The organism is Bacteroidota bacterium (assembly GCA_025059945.1).
Lineage (GTDB): Bacteria > Bacteroidota > Rhodothermia > JANXDC01 > JANXDC01 > JANXDC01.
The window spans coordinates 38451-56429 of the sequence record JANXDC010000006.1 but is presented as its reverse complement, the minus strand read 5'-3'; the positions used below and the strand labels follow the sequence as shown (position 1 = coordinate 56429).

General features: G+C 64.1%; 17 protein-coding genes and 1 tRNA gene. 10 read left to right on the top strand and 8 right to left on the bottom strand.

What is annotated here, in order from left to right; translation table 11 throughout:
- From NZ993_04820 to rplU, 3 genes are all read right to left on the bottom strand, one after another.
- A partial coding sequence (locus NZ993_04820; GenBank protein MCS7155114.1) for a type I restriction-modification system subunit M N-terminal domain-containing protein occupies positions 1-455 on the bottom strand: 455 nt, incomplete at its 3' end.
- A gap of 194 nt (positions 456-649) precedes the next feature.
- Positions 650-904, bottom strand: a complete 255-nt coding sequence (gene rpmA / locus NZ993_04815; protein MCS7155113.1) for a 50S ribosomal protein L27 — start codon at positions 902-904, stop codon at positions 650-652.
- A gap of 9 nt (positions 905-913) precedes the next feature.
- Entirely contained in the window at positions 914-1228 is a 315-nt protein-coding gene (rplU, locus tag NZ993_04810) for a 50S ribosomal protein L21 (GenBank protein MCS7155112.1), read from the bottom strand.
- Between the two features lie 109 nt (positions 1229-1337).
- On the opposite strand from rplU, the gene NZ993_04805 reads away from it, so the two are divergent.
- Genes NZ993_04805 through rpe form a run of 3 tightly spaced genes read left to right on the top strand, consistent with a single transcriptional unit; the run spans position 1338 to position 4076 of the window.
- Positions 1338-2648 (top strand): glycosyltransferase family 4 protein, encoded by a 1311-nt coding sequence (locus NZ993_04805; protein ID MCS7155111.1) that lies wholly within the window; start codon positions 1338-1340, stop codon positions 2646-2648.
- Positions 2645-3403, top strand: a complete 759-nt coding sequence (locus NZ993_04800; protein ID MCS7155110.1) for a PASTA domain-containing protein — start codon at positions 2645-2647, stop codon at positions 3401-3403. The genes NZ993_04805 and NZ993_04800 overlap by 4 nt, the downstream gene beginning before the upstream one ends.
- Positions 3393-4076: a ribulose-phosphate 3-epimerase gene (rpe, locus tag NZ993_04795; protein MCS7155109.1), complete on the top strand. Its 684-nt coding sequence runs from the start codon at positions 3393-3395 to the stop codon at positions 4074-4076. The genes NZ993_04800 and rpe overlap by 11 nt, the downstream gene beginning before the upstream one ends.
- On the opposite strand, the gene NZ993_04790 is transcribed toward rpe, so the two are convergent.
- On the bottom strand, positions 4073-4513 hold the full coding sequence (locus NZ993_04790) for a helix-turn-helix domain-containing protein (protein MCS7155108.1): 441 nt from the start codon (positions 4511-4513) through the stop codon (positions 4073-4075). The two genes, rpe and NZ993_04790, sit on opposite strands and share 4 nt — an antisense overlap.
- 131 nt (positions 4514-4644) lie before the next feature.
- On the opposite strand from NZ993_04790, the gene NZ993_04785 reads away from it, so the two are divergent.
- Positions 4645-4728: transfer RNA gene (locus tag NZ993_04785), tRNA-Leu, on the top strand.
- A gap of 55 nt (positions 4729-4783) precedes the next feature.
- Here NZ993_04785 and NZ993_04780 read toward each other — a convergent pair.
- On the bottom strand, positions 4784-7585 hold the full coding sequence (locus NZ993_04780) for a TonB-dependent receptor (protein MCS7155107.1): 2802 nt from the start codon (positions 7583-7585) through the stop codon (positions 4784-4786).
- 186 nt (positions 7586-7771) lie between these two features.
- On the opposite strand from NZ993_04780, the gene NZ993_04775 reads away from it, so the two are divergent.
- A complete protein-coding gene (locus NZ993_04775) occupies positions 7772-9916 on the top strand; it encodes a TonB-dependent receptor (protein ID MCS7155106.1) in 2145 nt (714 codons plus the stop codon).
- Between the two features lie 57 nt (positions 9917-9973).
- Here NZ993_04775 and NZ993_04770 read toward each other — a convergent pair whose 3' ends face one another.
- A complete protein-coding gene (locus NZ993_04770) occupies positions 9974-11167 on the bottom strand; it encodes an acyl-CoA dehydrogenase family protein (protein ID MCS7155105.1) in 1194 nt (397 codons plus the stop codon).
- A 181-nt stretch (positions 11168-11348) separates the two neighbouring features.
- Here NZ993_04770 and NZ993_04765 point away from each other — a divergent pair, with 181 nt between their 5' ends.
- The 5 genes from NZ993_04765 to NZ993_04745 all read left to right on the top strand — a co-directional run bounded on the left by NZ993_04765 (position 11349) and on the right by NZ993_04745 (position 13190).
- Complete coding sequence (locus NZ993_04765) at positions 11349-11678, top strand: FxLYD domain-containing protein (protein MCS7155104.1); 330 nt, start codon at positions 11349-11351, stop codon at positions 11676-11678.
- 69 nt (positions 11679-11747) lie between these two features.
- Positions 11748-12338, top strand: coding sequence for a sigma-70 family RNA polymerase sigma factor (locus tag NZ993_04760; protein ID MCS7155103.1), 591 nt, complete (start codon positions 11748-11750; stop codon positions 12336-12338).
- A complete protein-coding gene (locus tag NZ993_04755; GenBank protein ID MCS7155102.1) occupies positions 12335-12565 on the top strand; it encodes a zf-HC2 domain-containing protein in 231 nt (76 codons plus the stop codon). Before NZ993_04760 ends, NZ993_04755 begins: the two co-directional genes overlap by 4 nt.
- Complete coding sequence (locus NZ993_04750) at positions 12562-12783, top strand: DUF1858 domain-containing protein (GenBank protein ID MCS7155101.1); 222 nt, start codon at positions 12562-12564, stop codon at positions 12781-12783. Before NZ993_04755 ends, NZ993_04750 begins: the two co-directional genes overlap by 4 nt.
- The gene (locus NZ993_04745; GenBank protein MCS7155100.1) at positions 12780-13190 is read left to right on the top strand and encodes a DUF302 domain-containing protein; all 411 of its coding nucleotides are present in this window, start codon (positions 12780-12782) and stop codon (positions 13188-13190) included. Before NZ993_04750 ends, NZ993_04745 begins: the two co-directional genes overlap by 4 nt.
- Here the strand turns inward: NZ993_04745 and NZ993_04740 are convergent.
- Positions 13187-16582: a chromosome partitioning protein ParA gene (locus NZ993_04740; GenBank protein ID MCS7155099.1), complete on the bottom strand. Its 3396-nt coding sequence runs from the start codon at positions 16580-16582 to the stop codon at positions 13187-13189. The two genes, NZ993_04745 and NZ993_04740, sit on opposite strands and share 4 nt — an antisense overlap.
- A gap of 97 nt (positions 16583-16679) precedes the next feature.
- A complete protein-coding gene (locus NZ993_04735; protein MCS7155098.1) occupies positions 16680-17975 on the bottom strand; it encodes a tetratricopeptide repeat protein in 1296 nt (431 codons plus the stop codon).
- Positions 17976-17979: the final 4 nt, after the last annotated feature.

Sequence of the window (17979 nt, the reverse complement as noted above, 5' to 3'; positions counted from 1 at the left end):
CCCAAGCGGTGGCGCGAGAGCACATCAATGAGCCGAGCCAAGTATTCGTCGGGCACGATGCGCTGCCCGGCAGCAGTGGCGTTGAAGTCCACCATGTCGATCACGCCGGAGAGCATCGGGTTTTCCCGTGCCACCGCGCGGACAGCATCGGTGAGGTATTGCCCCAGCCCACTGGTCGCGCGGCGGCGGATCGCCTCCCAGCGGGCATTTTCGGGGATGTAGAAGCGCACTAAGGTGATCTTCCCGTGCGCGCGCTCCTCTTCCACGAGACGCTGCGCCACTTCCGTACTGCCGAACTCCTCGGAGAGGCGATGAAGCTCGTCCTCGAAGACGTCCGAGAGGCGCTTGAGGAAGACCAGCGGCAGGATGTAGTCTTTAAACTTTGGCGCATCCACTGGCCCCCGGATTGCGCAGGCAGCGTCCCAGAGCCAATTTTCTAAATCCGAGAGCCGCATCCTAGGCTGTTGCTCCTCCCAAAAGCTAAGTTGCTTTAAAGCCTTGGCTTGCACAGAAACAGGCTTGCTCAAAGAGCCCCCCTCTTTACAAGCCGGAGATGTCTCGGCTGTAATTTAGCTTTACAGCGAACTCGAGGCAAAAAAGCCGGCCTCCAAGGGAGGCCGGCCTTGCTTGCATACGAGAAAGGCTTTCGTCAGAGCGGATCTACGTGCACAAAGGTCCGATCTTTGGCGCCGCGGCTAAAACGCACCTGACCGTCGATGAGGGCGAAGAGCGTATCGTCGCCGCCGCGGCCCACGTTGCGGCCAGGATGAAACTTCGTGCCCCGCTGGCGAACCAGTATGCTGCCGGCCGTCACAAACTGCCCGCCAAAAGCCTTCACCCCCAGCCGCTTGCTGATGCTATCGCGGCCGTTTCGGGTGCTGCCCATGCCCTTTTTATGCGCCATGGCCGCCTCCTACGCCTCTAGGCTCGTGATCTCGATCTCGGTATAACGCTGCCGATGCCCCCGCTTTACGCGGTAGCCTTCGCGGCGCCGCTTCTTGAAGACGATCACCTTGCGATCCCGGACCTCGCCCAGCACACGGGCCCGAACGGAGGCGCCCTCTACATGGGGCGTTCCCACCCGGACCTGCCCGGAGTCGTCGGCGATCAAAAGCACGCGATCAAAGCTCACCTCGGCGCCTGGCTCCAGCTTGAGCCGGGGCACAAGCAAACGGGCCTTGGGCTCTACGCGGACCTGATGACCCTGAATGTCTACTAGCGCGTACATGTTTACCGCTTCCGCATACCTAGAACGTCCGCAAAGGTACACCCAAGCAGGGGGGTTTGTCAAACCAGCCGGCTTGGCGGCTTGCGCTGGACCGGCGTATCTTCGCTTTGTGTCCGCGGAGAGCTCGACATCGGTTCACTTGTGCTTCGTCAACCGGTACTTCTATCCGGATGACTCCTCCACAGGCCAGCTGCTCTTTGAGCTGGCCGCGGCGCTTGCCCGGCGCGGTTTTTCCGTTACGGTCTGGTGCGGCTATCCGGCCTATAGCGCCCGCGGGCGCGCGCTCTCGGTTCCGGCCCGAGAGACGATCGAGGGCGTGCGCATCGAGCGGATCCGTGCCACACGCCTATCGAAGGACCGCTTGGGCGGCCGCGTGCTCAACGACGTAACCTTCTTTTTAGCCGTTCTGGCGCGGCTGCTGCGTCTACGGAGGGCCGAGCACCGCCGGACGCTCTTCCTGTACGGCACCAACCCCCCGTTTTTGGCGTGGGCCGGGAGGCTCTGCCAAGGGCTTAAGCCGCATCGCTACGTGGTCCAACTGCACGACGCCTATCCGGAACTGGCCGTGCGCTTTGGGGCCCTGCCGCGGGGCTCGGCCCTGTATCGGATCTGGGAGGCCGTAAACCGCTCCCTGTACCGCGGCTGCCGGCATACGGTGGTGCTCTGCCAGGCGGCCGAGCGCTTTCTAGAGGAGCGCTACCCGGAGGTGCGCGGCCGCACGAGCGTAATCCCCAACTGGGCCGACGGTGCCTTTTTGCGCCCCATCCCGAAGGAGGCCAACCCGTTCGTGCGCGAGCACGGCCTGGAGCGGCACTTCGTGCTCCTGTATTCGGGCAACCTGGGCCTGGGCTACGAATACGAAACGCTCCTGGAGGCGATGGCCCTGCTGCGGGAGGATCCGGCGTATCTATTGCTCTTTATCGGGGAGGGCGGCAAGCGGCCGGCCCTGGAGGCCGAGGTGCGGCGGCGCGGCCTGGAAAACGTGCGCTTTCTTCCGTATCAGCCCCGAAGCGTGCTGCCGTATTCGCTCGGGGCCGGAGACGTCTCCTGCGTTACGATCGCGCCGGGCGTTGAGGGGCTTTCGTTTCCCTCGAAGCTCTACTCGGCCCTGGCTGTGGGCTCGCCGGTGCTCGTAGTGGCCGAGCGGGGATCTGAACTGCGGCGCATCGTCGAAGAGGCCGGCTGCGGGCTGGCCTTCGACTACGGCGCAAGCGCGGCCTTAGCTGAGGCCGTGCGCCAGCTGCGGGCCCAACCAAGCTGGCGAGCCGAGCTGGGCGCCCGGGCCCGGGCCCTTTTTGAGGCACGCTACACGCTGGAGCAGGCCGCCTCGGCCTACGCGGCGCTCTTTGGGAGGCTAGCCCGGGAAACTGAACCGGAGCCGCATCGTTCAACCGTGGGCCTGCCGGTGGACGCACCATGAAAAAAGGCGCTCACAAACTGCCCTGGAAGCGAGCCCTGGGCGTCGGGGCCGGGCTTCTGCTTTTCGTGCTGCTGCTGGACACCGTGCTTATGCCCTGGTATACGCGGCAGCGCGTATCGGTGCGCGTGCCTGCGGTCGTGGGCTTAGCCGTTCAAGACGCGCTGCAGAAGCTTAAGGCCTACGGGCTGCGGGCCGAGCTTATCGAAGTGCGCTACGATCCGGACTTCCCGCGCGATCACGTGCTCAACCAGGCCCCCGCACCCGGGTCCGAGGTCAAACCGGGCAGGCGCATCTACCTTACGGTCAACAGCGGCGAAGTGCCCATGGCCACGGTGCCCAACCTCAAGGGGGTGTCGCTGCGCAACGCCCGGCTGCAGATCGAAAACTACGGCCTGAGCGTGGGGGAGATCACCTACGTCAACTCGCCTTTTCGGAACACGGTCATCGATCAGTCGCCGCCGCCTCTGAGCCGCGTTCCCCGCGGCTCGCCGGTGAACCTGGTCGTCAGCAGCGGTCTAGGCGATAGCACCGTGGTCGTGCCCAACGTGGTGGGGCTGGAGCTGACGGAGGCCACGCAGGTGCTACAGGGGGCTGGGCTTCGGGTGGGGCTCATCAGCTTCGAAGAGCAGCCCGATGCCCCTGCCAACAGGGTGATCCGCCAGCTTCCTCCCGCGGGGGAGTCCCTGCTAGAGGGCGCCGAGGTGAACTTGATCGTCTCCCGACCCCGCGCCGGAGCAGAGCGCGATGGCCGCTAAAGTCCGCATAGCCCCCTCTGTGCTGAGCGCCGATCTTGCGCGGCTGGCTGAGGTCGTGCGCGCCGTCGAGGCCGGAGGGGCCGACTGGCTGCACTGCGACGTCATGGACGGGCACTTCGTGCCAAACATCAGCTTCGGCCCTATGCTGTTGGAGGCCCTGCGGCGCATCTCGGCGCTCCCGCTCGATGTGCACCTCATGATCGCGGATCCGGACCGGTACCTGGAGGTCTTCGCCCGGGCCGGGGCCTTTCAGATACACGTGCACGTGGAGGCCTGCGTGCACCTACACCGGACCGTAACGCGCATCCGCGAGCTGGGCTTGCGCGCGGGGGTGGCGATCAATCCGGCCACGCCGCTGGGGGCGCTCGAGGAGATCCTGCCCGAGGTGGACGCGGTGCTGCTCATGTCCGTCGATCCGGGCTTTGGGGGTCAGAGCCTGCTACCCCGCACCTACGAGCGGCTGCGCCGGCTGCGCGAGCTCTGCCGCGCCCTGGGCGTGGCCCCATTGGTGCTCGTAGACGGGGGCGTGGACCCGCGGAACGCCCCGCACCTGGTGGAGGCGGGGGCCGATGTGCTCGTGGCCGGCCACAGCGTCTTCGCGCAGGCCGATCCGGAGCAGGCCGTACGGGCCCTGCGGGAGGCGGCCCAACAGGCCTTCGCTCGATGGGCTTAGGAAGGGCCGCGGCGCAGGCGCAACCGGTGGCGCCGAAATAGCGAGCGCATGCCCCAGTACGTATAACACACCCCAAAGCGATGCTCTACCCAGAGGGCGGCCTCCTTCCAGGAGCTGAAACCCTGGCGGCGGGCGTGCTGGATGAGCTCCGCAAGCTGCTCCGCGTTTAGGCGCGGCGGCCGGCCCTTTCCTCCCCCCTGCTTGTGCAGCCGTAGCTCCTGTAAGCCCCCATCTCGGTACCAGCTCACCCACCGCTGCAGCGTTCGGTAGTGGACCCCAACCACTAAGCTTACCTCGGCGAGCGTGCGCCCCTGACGCAACAGCATAAGGGCCTGCAGTCGGGCCCGCATGTCCGGATCGCGCTCATGGCGAAACAGAACCACAAAGGTCTGTAGATCATCCTGCCACGGGATCACCAGTGGGCGTCCGCGCCCCATCCGTGAGCTCCCTACGCGCAAAAGCGATGAGACCGGAAAAAGCGCTGCAGTATACGACCGAGCCTGAGCCGAGCGCAAACGCATTCGTTCTTGACAGCCCTCCCCTGGGCTTTGTAAGTTTACCGCGTCGTGCCCAGGTGGCGGAATTGGTAGACGCGCTACATTCAGGGTGTAGTGGGCGTAAGCCCGTGGAGGTTCGAGTCCTCTCCTGGGCACAATAAGGAGGGCCGCCACATGAGGCGGCCCTTCCCTTTTCCCCAAAATCGTCTCTTAAAACTCTACGCGCAGCCCGAGTTGCCCTTGCCGGGGGGCGAAGGTGCCGTTGGGCTGGCCGAAGTTGGCCAGCGGGTTTCCGCGCTGATCGTAGCGGGTGCCGAAAAAGCCCGAGTAGTTGGTCCAGTTGAAGAGGTTAAAGACCTCGGCGCTCAGCGTAAGGCGGGCTCCCCGGTACGGACGGGACCAAGACAGGCGCAGGTCCACGGTCCGATACCAGTAGGCCCACTCCGCCGGCGGCATCATGGTGCGCACCCCGTCGGGCCAGTCGTCGACGGTAGTGTTGTTGTCGTTTAGATCCCGACCGTCGATCACGCCAAAGGGCCGCGGGCTGGCCAGGATCACGATGCCAGAGAGCTGAAAGCCATAGGGCAGTCGGCCGATGCCGGAAAGCACAAGCCGGTGGCGCTCCTCGCCGGCCAGGCGCTGCAGCCGATACGAGCTGCGCTCCGGATAGGCCGGGGGCGTGACCCCGTCGAAATCCGCCTGAGCCCAACCCAGCGTATAGGCGAGGTTCAACCGCACAGGTCGGCTCTGGTAGGTAAGGCTAGCGATGAAGGCCCGATAGCGGGCCCGGCCGAAATCGTCCCAAGCCAGGATGTCGCCGTAGCGGCTTGTCAGGCGTCGAGTGCGCGTGCTGGGCTTCAAGGGGTTGAGGTTAAGCTGCACATACAGATTGCGGGCCCGCTGGTCGGTGTAATCGACGTTCAGGGCCAGCTCGGGGCTCAGCTGATGGCCCAGTCCGATCGAGTACTGCCAGATCTCCGGGGTGCGCATGCGGTCTTTGATGACCGTAATCGACAGCGTGCCCGCCGGCGCTTGCCCCTGAAGCACGCGCTGGCGCAGGACGGCCACGTCCAGGGTGCCCGGATTGAGGAACGTGTACGTGCGCCAGGTGGCGGCCTGTTTTTCGTTGAAGGCCATGAAGTTGGGCACCCGATCGTACATGACCCCGAAGCCCCCGCGCAAAAACGTCCGGCCCGTTCCCAGGGCGTCCCAAGAGAGGGAAAGCCGGGGGGAGAAGTTGTCGAGGTCGTTTTTGCGGTCTCCCGTATTGAGGTACTCCGGGATCTTGCTCAAAAGCTCGGGATCTTGCGCCCACGGGGCCCGGAAGCGCTGATTGAGCGTGTGGATGTCCGCATCATAGCGCAGGCCGACGTTCAGGATTAGACGCGGCGTGGGCTGCCACTGGTCGTTCAGGTAAGCGCCCACCACCCACCCGCTCTGGCGCACCCGGGCGTCGACGTCCGAGTTGGGGTCCGTGTAGCCCACGGCGATCGTGGCCTGCCGGGGCAGGCGGCTTGTGTCCGTGGCGAAGACGAAAAATCCGTCGCGAAAGGCCGTTCGGTACGGCTCGGATACGACGCGCGTCAGCTCCAGACCGGCCTTGAGCGTGTGCTGACCGCTGCTGTGTTGGGCCACGTACGTGGCCTTGTTGGTGAGTCGAAAGTACTGCTCCAAAATCACAAGCGGGAACAGGTTGTTGCGGCCCCGTACGAGCAGGCTCGGATACTGTAGCGTAGGGCCCGGCACCAGAGGGGATTCGTTGTGATACCAGGACAGGAAATGCAACGTGAGCTCGTTCATGAAATCCGCTCGCGGGATCCAGGTGTTGCGCAGCTGCACGGAGTTGATGAAATACCGGGCCCGCAAGCCCGCATCGCGGGCCACGGTGCCGCCGAAAAAGGATTCGTTTTCGTGATACCGGCTCGCCCAAGTGGCGTCCAGCGTGTGCCGGCCGTTGAGCAGATACGTAAGGCGCAGCACGCCCGTGTGATTGTAAAAGGGCGAGGGGAACCAGCCGGCATACGCCCTCCACAGATCGGGGTTGTAAGCCGGCCTTCCCGGGCTGACCTCGACGGCGTTGATCGTGCGGCCCAGCTCGTAGTTTAGGGCGAAGAAGAGCCGATCCCGCACTATCGGACCCCGCAGGTTCAGGCCCACCTGCTGCCGGTTGTAAAAATCCGGCCGCTTGAAGGTGCCCTGGGCGCGCAGTTGGCGCTGGTAGTCGTTGATGTCCTGCAAGGCTTTGTTTTGGTAGTAGAGGAAGGCCGAACCTTCGAGCGCATTTGTGCCGCGCTGCGTAATGGCGCTGATGATATAGGCGCCCCCGCGCGCGTATTCCGCGTCATAGGAGTTCAGGTACACGCGAAACTCCTGCAGCGCCTCTGGGGGCAACGGAGAGCCCGTCTGGGGGATGCCCACGATGTTGCCATTAAAAAGGCTCTTCCACTCCGATCCGTCGACGTACAAGTTGATGAAGCGCAGATCCGGTACAGCCCCGGCCGAGGGCAGAGACCGACCGCCGATCGTGGCGTAGGTGCGGATCCCCGGGGCGATCGCGGCCAGGTTCATCGTGTTGCGCGTATCCAGGGGCAAGTTGAGGATCTCCTGGCGCAACACGGGTATCGAGACGTCCACGCGCCGCACCTCAAAGGAGCCCACGCGCTGGCCCACGACCTCAACTTGGCCGACCTGCACGGCCTCGGGCCGAAGGCTGAAGTCCAATACGGCGCGCTGGCCCAGGACGAGCTGCACATCCAGACGCGTTTCGGTCCGGTACCCCAAATGCCGGGCCATGACGTCGTATAGCCCCGGGGCGAGCCCCAGGATCCGATAACGGCCCTCGGAATCCGTCACCGCCCCCCGCTGCTGGCCCGTCTCCTTGTGCACAACCAGGACTTCGGCATTCGGCAAGGGCCGGCCCTCGGCGCCGTAGACCCGACCCTCCAAAACGACCGTGGTCGTCTGCGCCCACGCCCAGACGGGCACCAGAAACCAAAACAGCAAAGCGACCATGACCGCCCTCCTTCCCTGAAGCCGGCACAAGCTAGCAGAACGAGCGCTACTCGATCAAGCGAAGACCACACCCGACGCATCCGCAAACGAGCCAGCCCGCACCGGTTGCGCCGCACGGCCAGAAAGGTTACCTTTGCGTTTACTAATTTGGATTGAGTCTAAATAAGAAACAAGGAGCACACCCACATGGCGGCGCTGGGATTCTTGTTAGGTCTGCTCGTCGTCTCCGACAGCCTACCCAAGCCCGTTTTGCAGGGTCAAGCCCTGCCGGTTGTTACGATCATCGGAGATGCGGAGTCGGCCCTTCGGGCCGTTGCGGGCTCCGGCACCCTGGTTTCGGCCCGGTGGATAGCGGCGCTGCAGCCGATAAGTCTGGAGGAGGTGCTGCGCACCGTGCCCGGTCTGTATGTGCGGCCGGAGGAGGGCTTCGGGTTGCGTCCGAACATCGGGGTTCGGGGCCTCCCGCCTACGCGCAGCACCAAAGTCTTGCTCCTGGAGGACGGGGTCCCCTTTACGCTGGCCCCTTACGGGGATCCGGCCACGTACTATCATCCCCCTCTAGATCGGTTTGCCTCGATTGAAGTGCTCAAAGGGGCTGCTCAGATCCTGTATGGACCGCAGACGATCGGCGGCGTGATCAATTATCTTACGCGCCTGCCCGAGGGCCCTTTGGGCGGGCAGCTGCGTCTTTCGGGTGGCACGCGCGCCTACGCGAACGCCCACTTTACGTATGGCGGCACCTGGGCCGGGGGGGCTAGCGGGTTTCTGCTCGACGTGCTGCACAGGCGCGGGCGGCTCAACCGCGAGCACACCTTTAGCCGGATAACCGATCTTACGGTCAAAGCTGTGCAGCGCACCGACGGGCTCGGGCGTGTCGTGCTCAAGCTCAACGCCTATTGGGAGAACTCGCAGGTGACCTATCCGGGCCTAACGCAGGCTCAATTTGAGGAGAACCCATATCAGAACCCCTTTCGAGACGATAACTTCCGGGTCAAGCGTTTGGGCGCGCACCTGGCTTATCAGCAACCCCTGGGGGGCCGCTGGATGGTGCTCAGCAACAGCTACGGGTACGTGATCGATCGGCACTGGTGGCGCCAGGGCACGCTCGTGTGGCGAAACGGCCAGTGGGTGACGGAGGATAACTCCGCCGATCCGGGTAACTATCCGGGCGTGCGGGTTATACCGAGCCCGAACCGCAACGACGGCCGGCTGCGGCACTATGAGGTCTTGGGCCAGGAGCTGCGCTTGCATCACAGCGGACGCACGATGGCCTTACGGCACGAACTGGATCTGGGCCTGCGGTATCATCAGGAATTTCAGCACCGCTATCAGATCCGGGGCGACGCTCCAGGGGCGCGCACGGGAACGATCGTGGAGGACAACGACCGCTACGCGTGGGCTTATTCCGGATTCCTGCAGGATCGCATCCTGTGGAGCGACTGGGTCCTGACGTTGGGGGCGCGCCTGGAGGCCGTCCGGTATCGCCGCGTCAACCAGCTCGGCAACCGGGGTTTGGGATCAAGCGGCCGCGCGCGCCTGTGGGCCTTTGTGCCCGGAATGGGCCTGACGTATGCGCCGGCCTCGGGCTGGACGATCTTTGTCGGCCTGCATCGGGGCTTTGCCCCGCCCCGGGTCGAGGACGCGATCACCAATGAAGGGCTAAGCGTGGAGCTGGATCCGGAGCTAAGCTGGAACGCAGAGCTCGGATTGCGCTACCAGCGGACCGAAAGGTTGCGATTTGAGCTTACGGCCTTCAGGTTGGACTTCGAAAACCAGATCATCCCCGCCTCCCTGGCCGGAGGGATAACGAGTGTGCTCACGAACGCCGGGCGCACCCGGCATGCCGGTCTAGAGCTTTCAGCACGGCTTTCGGGCGCGCTCTTGGGCGCGGCCCTGGCCCCCGTCTCGGCTCATCTGGCCTATACGTACCTACCGGTGGCCCAGTACGTAGGCGAGCGCTATAGCATCTTGAACCCGCGCGTGCGCATCACGGGCAACCGGCTGCCGTATGCGCCTGAACACCTTCTGGAGGCCGGCCTGTGGGTTGCGCTCCGAAGCGCCTTGCAGCTGGGGCTTGAGTTTTCGCACGTAAGCGCCCAGTTCTCCGATGATCTCAACACACTCGAGCCCACCCCCAACGGCCGGCAGGGCCTGATTCCGGCCTATTGGCTTTGGAACCTCGCGCTTGAGTACCGCACGCCGATTCGGGGGCTGAGCTTAAGCGGTGCGGTCAAAAACCTAACGGATGCGCTTTACATCGTCGACCGCAGCCGGGGTATTTTGGTGGGCACCCCTCGGACGGCGCAGTTGGGGATTCGATGGGCGTTTTAGAGCCGAAGCGGACTTCTTTCGGCCGGGGTCGGGAGCCGGACTCCCGACCCCGGGTTTTTATTTAAAGGCAGGAAAGCCCGTGATATCGGCGCCCAAAATGAGCGTGTGGATCTCGTGCGTGCCCTCGTAGGTGATCACGGACTCAAGATTCATCATATGGCGCATGATGGGGTATTCGCCCATGATGCCGTTAGCGCCCAGGATCTGCCGGGCCGTTCGGGCCACTTCGAGGGCCATCGCCACGTTGTTGCGCTTGGCCAGGGAGACGTGCGTATACGACATCGTGCCCTCGTCCTTCATGCGCCCCAGTCGCCAGGCCAGCAGCTGGGCCTTGGTGATCTCCGTAAGCATAAAGACGAGCTTTTCCTGGATCAGCTGGAAGCTCGCGATCGGGCGGTCAAACTGCGTCCGCTCTTGCGCGTACCGGAGCGCTATGTCGTAGCAGTCCATCGCCGCCCCGATCGCCCCCCAGGCGATGCCGTAGCGGGCCTGCGTCAGGCAGGAAAGCGGAGCCTTTAGCCCCTGCGCGTACGGCAGCTGGTTCTTAAGCGGGATCCGGCAGTCCTCAAAAAGGAGCTCGCTCGTTACGGAGGCGCGCAGAGACCATTTGCCCTTCATGGTGTGCGCGGAGAAACCCGGGGTGCCCTTCTCGACCAAAAACCCCCGGATCTCCCCTTCGTCGTCCCTAGCCCATACCACGGCCAGGTCGGCGATGGAGCCATTAGTGATCCACATCTTGGCCCCGTTGAGGATCCAGTGGTGGCCATCCCGCCGCGCGCGCGTGATCATGCCTCCGGGATTGGAACCATAATCGGGCTCGGTGAGGCCAAAACAGCCGATCACCTCGGCACGGGCCAACTTGGGAAGCCAGTAGCGCTTCTGCTCTTCGGAGCCGTATCGGTAGATCGGGTACATGACCAGGGCCCCCTGCACGGAGGCGAAGCTGCGGATGGCCGAATCGCCCCGCTCAAGCTCCTGCATGATCAGCCCATAGGCGACGCTGTTGAGCCCGGCGCAGCCGTACTCTTCGGGCAAGTTGGCCCCCAGAATGCCCAGCTCGGCCATTTCCGGCACAAGCTCTATCGGAAAGCGCTCCTGTTGCGCGCACTGATCGATAATCGGCACCACGCGCTCCGAGACCCACTCGCGAACCGTGTCTCGGATCATGCGCTCCTCTTCCGAGAGCAGGGCATCCAGTTGATAGTAATCCAGCCCCGTAAAGGGGCGCGTAGCTACGAGGTGCTGCGGCATAGCTCACCTTTCTGGGTTTGACGGAAAAGCTAAACCCAATAAAGCTTCAGTTGCAATCCAGAAAGGCCGAATAAAGGGCTCCTCTGGGCGCTTTTGCGCTTTAAAATATGCGGCGCAACGGAACCGATCGGATCTTCATTCGTTTGAAAGCACGTTTTGTTTTCCTGGGAGTAGAGCGTTGATGGGTCGCTGCATAGCCCTTCTCATGGTTCTGGGGCTTCTTGGAGGATGCATCTCCGGTGCGGAATCTAGCCTAGAGGTGCAAGGGCTGCGCTTGGTGCAGACCCGAGCCGGGGATCGGTACGTGGAGTGCCGGATCAAAAACCCCAACCCGCATCCCATTGCGAATGCTCAGCTCGTCTTTTCGCTTTTCGACGCCCAAAACCGCCGGGTGGGACAGCTTGTGCTTTCCGTGCCGAGGCTTGAGCCGGGCCAGACGGTTACCTGTAGCCGTTACGTAGAGCTTCCCGAGGCGCGGACCGTGCGGCTGCGCAGGGCTGTGCGCTTCTAACGGCTAGCCGGATGCGACGGAGGGCGCGTATCTTGACCGGGTGACACTTTTTGTGAGCCCCTGCATCCGATGGAACGCAGGCCGGAACACGAGGCCAAACTCCTAGAACGGCTTCGGGCCGGGGACTGTCGGGCGTTCCGGGAGCTGGTCGAGGCCTACCAGGACAGGCTCTACGATCTGCTTTACCGGATGCTGCGCAATCGCGCCGAAGCCGAGGATGCGCTACAGGAGGTGTTCTTGCAGGCCTATCGGGGGCTACCCCGCTTCGATGGGCGCTCCAGCCTGTACACGTGGCTGTATCGGATCGCGACCAACGTCGCGCTGATGCGGCTCAGGCGCTTTCGGCCGAGCTTGATTTCGCTAGAAGACCCCCCCGAGGCGGCCGCTCAGGAGATTCAGGCCAGCCTGCAGACCAACGCCACCAACCCCCTGGCGCAGGTGCTCGCCGATGAGCTTCGGGAGCAGCTGGACCGCTGGCTGGAGGAGCTTCCGCCCTTGACCCGGCTTGTGTTCCTGTTGCGGGACGTCGAAGATCTCCCCATTGGGGAGGTGGCCGCTTTAACAGGACAGACCGAGTGGGCGGCCAAGGGCCGGCTCAAGCGGGCCCGGGCTCATGTGCGAAACCGGCTTGTGGCGTATATGCGGGAGCAGGGTCGATGAGCTGCCGGCAGTACATAGAACAGCTCTGCGAGCACTTCGAGGAGGCCCTCGACCGACCGGAGTGCGCTCGGCTGCGTGAACACCTGGAGGCCTGCCCGGAATGCCGGGCCTACTTGGATTCGCTGCGGCAGACCATCCGGCTCTATCGTCAACTGCGACACCAGGCCCCCGAGGATTTGTGCCGACGTCTCCTGCAAATGCTCGCATTAGAGGAGGACCAGTCGTGATCGGGCCGGAGACGACAATAGAGCACATCGTCCGAGACCATCCGGAGCTTGTGCCGGTACTCATGGATCATGGCATCGTCTGCGTGGTCTGCGGAGAGCCCGTATGGGGCACGCTGGAGGAGGTAGCCGCTTCCAAGGGCATTCGGGATCTGGAGCCGATCTTGCGCGCGCTGCGCGAACACCTGCGAGAACCCCCAACTGAGGAGGCCTCACGATGAACGCGCTACTGGATACGTCGACGCGCTACGGGCTTAAGCGCACCGTACCGTATGATTTTCAGCAGGCCGTAGAGCGGGTTCGGGCCGCCCTGGCCCAAGAGGGCTTCGGGGTGCTGACGGAGATCGATGTGCCCGCGACACTTCGCAAAAAGCTGGGCGTGGAAGATTTTCCCCCTTATCTGATCCTGGGCGCCTGCAATCCCCCCCTAGCCTACCGGGCCCTGCAGGCGGAGTTTGACCTGGGCTTGCTTTTGCCTTGTAACGTGGTCGTATACGAGCGCGACGGCCGCGTCACGGTGGCCGCCGTAGAACCCGAGGCCATGATGGAGGTGGTGCAGAACCCCGCCGTGGCCGAAGTGGCCCAAGAGGTGCGCGCGCGTCTGGAGCGGGTGCTGGAGGCGCTTTAACGCGGAGGTCGCTTTTGCAGCTGTTCAAAGTAGCGGCGGATAAGCGCCTCGTAATCTGGCGCGTATCCCGCTTCAAGGGCCCGTAGCAGATCTCGCTGCAGCCGGTCTTGCAGCTCCGGCAGCCGAAGCGGAGGTGGGGTTTCGCGATCCGGAGGCGTTTGGGCCGTGCGGCCCTGCCGGCGGGGCTCTTCGTCGCGCTCCCGAATAGAGCGCTGCGCGTCCAAGAGCCGCTGCAGGATCTGCTGCTGGCGTCGGACGGTTTGGCGATCCAGCTGGTTTTCCAGAAGCTCTCGGATCGTCTCCTGCATCTGACGAGCGATTTGATCCAGGTTCCCCAGAAGCTCACGGGCCCCGGAGCGCCTTTCTTGGCGGGCCATTTGTTCGATCTGGCGGCGGATCATCTCTTGTTGGAGGGCCATCTGCTCAAGCCGCTGCTGTAAGTCCACGGGAAGCCGTCCCTGCTGCAACTGGTTGAGCAGCTCTTGGATCTGCTGGTTGAGTCGGGCCTGTTGCTCGGCCATCTGTTGTAGTTGCTCAATCAGCTGGGGCATGGAAAGCATGCCGGCGGCTTGCCCGGCCTGCACTTGGCCGAGCACGTCGGCCAACATAAGGGCCAGATCGTTGAGCCCCTTCATGGCCCCCCGTTGGTAGCCGATGGCCTCAGCGGCCCGGAGCTCGGAGAGCGCCTCGATGGCCCGGGCCATCTCGGCCTGGGCCTCTCGGGAACGCCTTAGCACGGTTTCGTTCATCTCCGGCACGCGGCGCGACAGGGCCGATAAGCTGTCCGCAACGCGGGAGAAGTGGCGTCGGATTTGCTCTTGCTCCCGGGCCTGGGCCCGCAGCAGAGAGGCCGATTGCGCCTCCGGATTCAGCTGCCGCCGCAGGGCCTCCTGCCGTTGCGACAGGGCCAGCACCTCATCCAGAACCCGCCGCAGGGCCGCCGCGTTGAGCTGTTGCTGCTGCGCCTGAAGCTGCTGACTCAGCTGGGCCATCTGTTCGGCCAGCTGCCGAAAGCGCTCCTCTAGTCGTTCCAGCTCCGAAGCCGCCCGGTCTAGGTTCCCCCGACGAAGCTCCTCGGCGTTTTGGCGCATCTCGTCGGGAGCGGATTCCAGGCCGCGCTGCTGGCGTTGGACCTCATCGGCGGCCCGTTCGCGGCGCAGTTGGCGCAGGCGCTCTTCGAGTCGGCTCATCTCCTGTCGGAGCGCTTCGGCCCGGTCCGCGGCGCGCTCCTGCTCCTGGCCCAACCGCTGGCGTGGGGCTTCGTCGCGAGGGTCGATTTCGGCCGTCTGCCGGCGCAGCGCCTCTTCGGTGCGGGCCAGCTCTTCAGCCCGGCGTTGGATTTCGTCTAGCTGCTGCAAAGTCTGAGCCTGTCGCAGCAGTTCCAACGTGCGCTCCAGCCGCCTCCGAAGCTCAGCCTCGTTGATTTGCACGCGCTCCAGAAGCTGCTGAATCTGGGGCAGAGACAGGCGCTCCATGGCCTCCTGGAGCCGTCTTAGGGCCTCTTGAAACTCCGGATCCTGGATCTCTTCGAGAACCTGCCGCAGCTGCTCCAAACGCGCCAGCGTCTCCGGCGAAACAAGCCGGTTCTCCTGCAGATGCTGGCTCAGCGCAGCTGCCTGCTGGGCCAGCTCCAGGGCCTGCTCCTGCAGCGCCTCCTGCTCTTGGCGCAGCTGCTCCAGGCGGCGCTCGTCTTCCCAGCTCGGTTCTCCTTTGCGCCGAAGCTCCCGCTGAAAAGACTCGTAGGCCTGCTGGAAGCGCTGGGCGCGGGAGAAAAGCGCTTCTAGCGCCTGTTCCAAACCCTGTTGCGCCGCATCTGCAGCCGCATAGCGTTCCGCTAGCGTCGGAAAACGGACCGTAAGCAAGCCCGTCCGGGCCGCCTTGGGGCCGGATACCCTGTCGTTGTCCCGCACCTCCAGGTAGTACTCCAGCACGTCTCCCGGCACAAGGTCCAGGGGCCTGAGGTCCCAGTCCCAGCTCAGCTCCTGTATCGTCGGCTTGGGCCGCTCGATGGGCAGCTCCTGTGCCCTCCAGGCCGAATCCGCCTCCCCGTAGGAGGAGGCGCTGCGCCTATAGTAGAGCCTGAGGTCCAGGAAGCCCAGATCATCGGCGATGCGCACGCGCAGGGGCACCCGTTGGGCTTCGGTGAGCCGGAAATCGGCCTCCGGGCTCAGCACGGTGATCTGGGGCGGCTCATCCGGAACGGGCAGGATCCGATATGGAATCGGGTCCACCGTGGAAAGCCCTCGTTCATCCTGGGCCCAGATCCAATACGTGTCGGCCTGCTGCACGATGAAGCGGCCCCGAAGCCGGCTGCCCTGCGCTTGCAGCGGCAGGCTGCGGCTTGAGGCGAAGCGCACTTCAGCCCGCACAACGGCCTTGTTGGTAAGGGCTTCCAACAGGACCTGTGTGCCCACGGGGGCTACGATTTCGCCCGCATTGGGCTCTAGCGTCTGAGGAGGCAGAGCCATGTAGGCGGGGAAGATCAAACGCAAGGAGAGCTGCCGCACAACAGGGCGATCTACGACAGCGGCCGTAAACCAGCGGCTGCGCACTCCCTCGGCGGCGAGCCTATAGGCTAAAGGGGCGCGCACATCCGGCACGGTGTAGCGAAAGCGGCCCAGGGAGTCGGCGCTGAGCCAGACGGTGTCCGAGCGCACGACGCCTAGAGGGCGCAGCTCCAGAAGGGCCCGCCGAGGGGCGATGGCCCCCTCGGTCCGGGCCACGATCGCCAATGGCGATCCGCGCACCAGCTCGGCATCCGCCGGCTGCACGACCCACCGGAAAGGCTGGGGGCGTTCAAAGACCGCAAACGGATGCAGTAGTCTAAAGGCGGCCTGGGAAAACGGCTCCGGTCCCCCGGCTAAGGCGAGCCCATAGAGCGCCCAGGGCATGAGCGCCGCGGCCCAGCTGCGGGCCGAAATCGGCTGATCCAAGGCCGCCTCGATCGGGACGCCGCGCAAGCGAGCGTCCAACTGCTCCAGGGCCCGCTCCCAAAGCGCTCTTGAGGCCTCTTCGGGCACTCCGCGGCCTAGTTGCAGGAGGTTCACCAGCCGGTCCCCCACCTCGGATTGCACCCGGCCCACCCAGCGGGCGAGCTCCTCCAGCGAAACGGCCGAAAGCCAACCCGCACGCCTCAGCAGGGGAACAAGAACCCCATAGGAAAGCCATCCGGCCACCGCGGCCGCGCTCAACGTCCAGAAAAGCTGCCGCAAAAGGGGCGGGGTCCACAGCAGGGCCTCGCCCAAGGTGCCAAGCCAAAGCAAGGCCCCGGCTCCGCCTAAGACCTTGAGCCCCCCTTGCAAGGCCTGTCGGGCGTAATGGCGGGCGCGGATTCGATCCAGCCGTCTTGCCCAGCTCTGAGCGGGCCCGAAAAAGGGAACACCGGAGCGCATACTATCATCTGGAGTGCTCGCAGAGGCAACATAACGAAAGCGGGGCCGACGCGCAAGCCCGCGTGCGGCCCCATGGTCTGACTCTGCTTCGCATTTCTTAGCGGATTGTCGTGGCCTCGCTAATCCACTCGTAGCAGCCGTAGTTAATGAGGTAGCGCTCCCCTTCCTTCCAGCCTTTGAAGAATTTGTCCTCGGCTGTTGGGAAGTAACGCCGGTACTGCGCCTGCAGTTGGCTGGCGCGCGCGGCCGTGCCGGGATCACGCTTGGCCCGCTCTAGGTAGTCGTCCACAAGCCAATAGACGGCCCGGTCTTCACGCTCAAATTTGCCGCAATTCTGCACGGCTGTGGCGTATAAAGTGGCGATCAGCAGATACGGTTCGCCCCAGTTGGGGTCGATCTCCAGAGCCCGGCGCGCATATGTGCGAGCCACGGACAGGCGCCCCATGCTCTGATTAGCCAGGGCCATGTTGTAGTAGACGATCTTTCGCGTCTCCGCATCGGGGTTGAGCGCAAGGGCTTTTTCGTAAGCTTGCAGGGCCTGAGCGTACTGGCCGTCCTCCAGGTCCAACTGGCCTAGCATCACATAGAGCCTGGCCGAGGGCTCCAGGGTGAGGAGCTTTCTGCCGAGCTCCCGCATTCTGTCGCGCATACCCAGCTGCCGATACAGCTCCAGAAGCTCGCGCGCCAGGTCCACGTTGGTTGGGTTTTCGCTGAACTTGCGCTCCACGAACGCCACCCGATCTTCAGGCCGCCGCAGGAGCTGATTGCGGAGCTGATCGAAGTAGTCCTTTACCTCTGCGTTGTCCTTGTAGTGCGGTTCCGCCTCGTCCATAAAAGCCAGCGCCTCTTCTTGACGGCCCTGCCGCACCAGCTCGGCAGCCACATAAGAGGCGTAATAAGCAGGGGTACGATCCGGAGCCATACGGAAAGCTTTCAGGTACCATTCCACGATGGCCCCCTGGCTGTCTGGATATTCGGCCGCATGGCGCTGCAAGAAGCTACCCCGCATTAAGTACCAACGGGCCTCATCGAAATCGGAGACCTGGTGTTGCTTCATCACCGCGATGACCTGATCATGCAGGGCCAGGGCGGAGTCCAGGTAGGCCTTTTTTCGGGTTCCGTCCTTCTGCAGCATCGCCACCCCCTCGTAGATCTCCACGGCTCGCTCCCAGTTGCGATCAATCGGTACGGAGGCCGCTACCCGAAAGAGGGGACGGTTGCGGAGCATCCAGCGGATGTAGGGAAGCGCGCTTTCGTAGTCCTTGTTTTTGTAGTACTCGTAGTACAAACTGTATTGCGTCAAGGCCTCGGGGTCGTTGGGCACCTGCGCCTGGGCGAAGGCCGAGAGAACCAGATACCCGGACAGGAGCAGTCCGATGAAGGCGCTTCTCATGGGC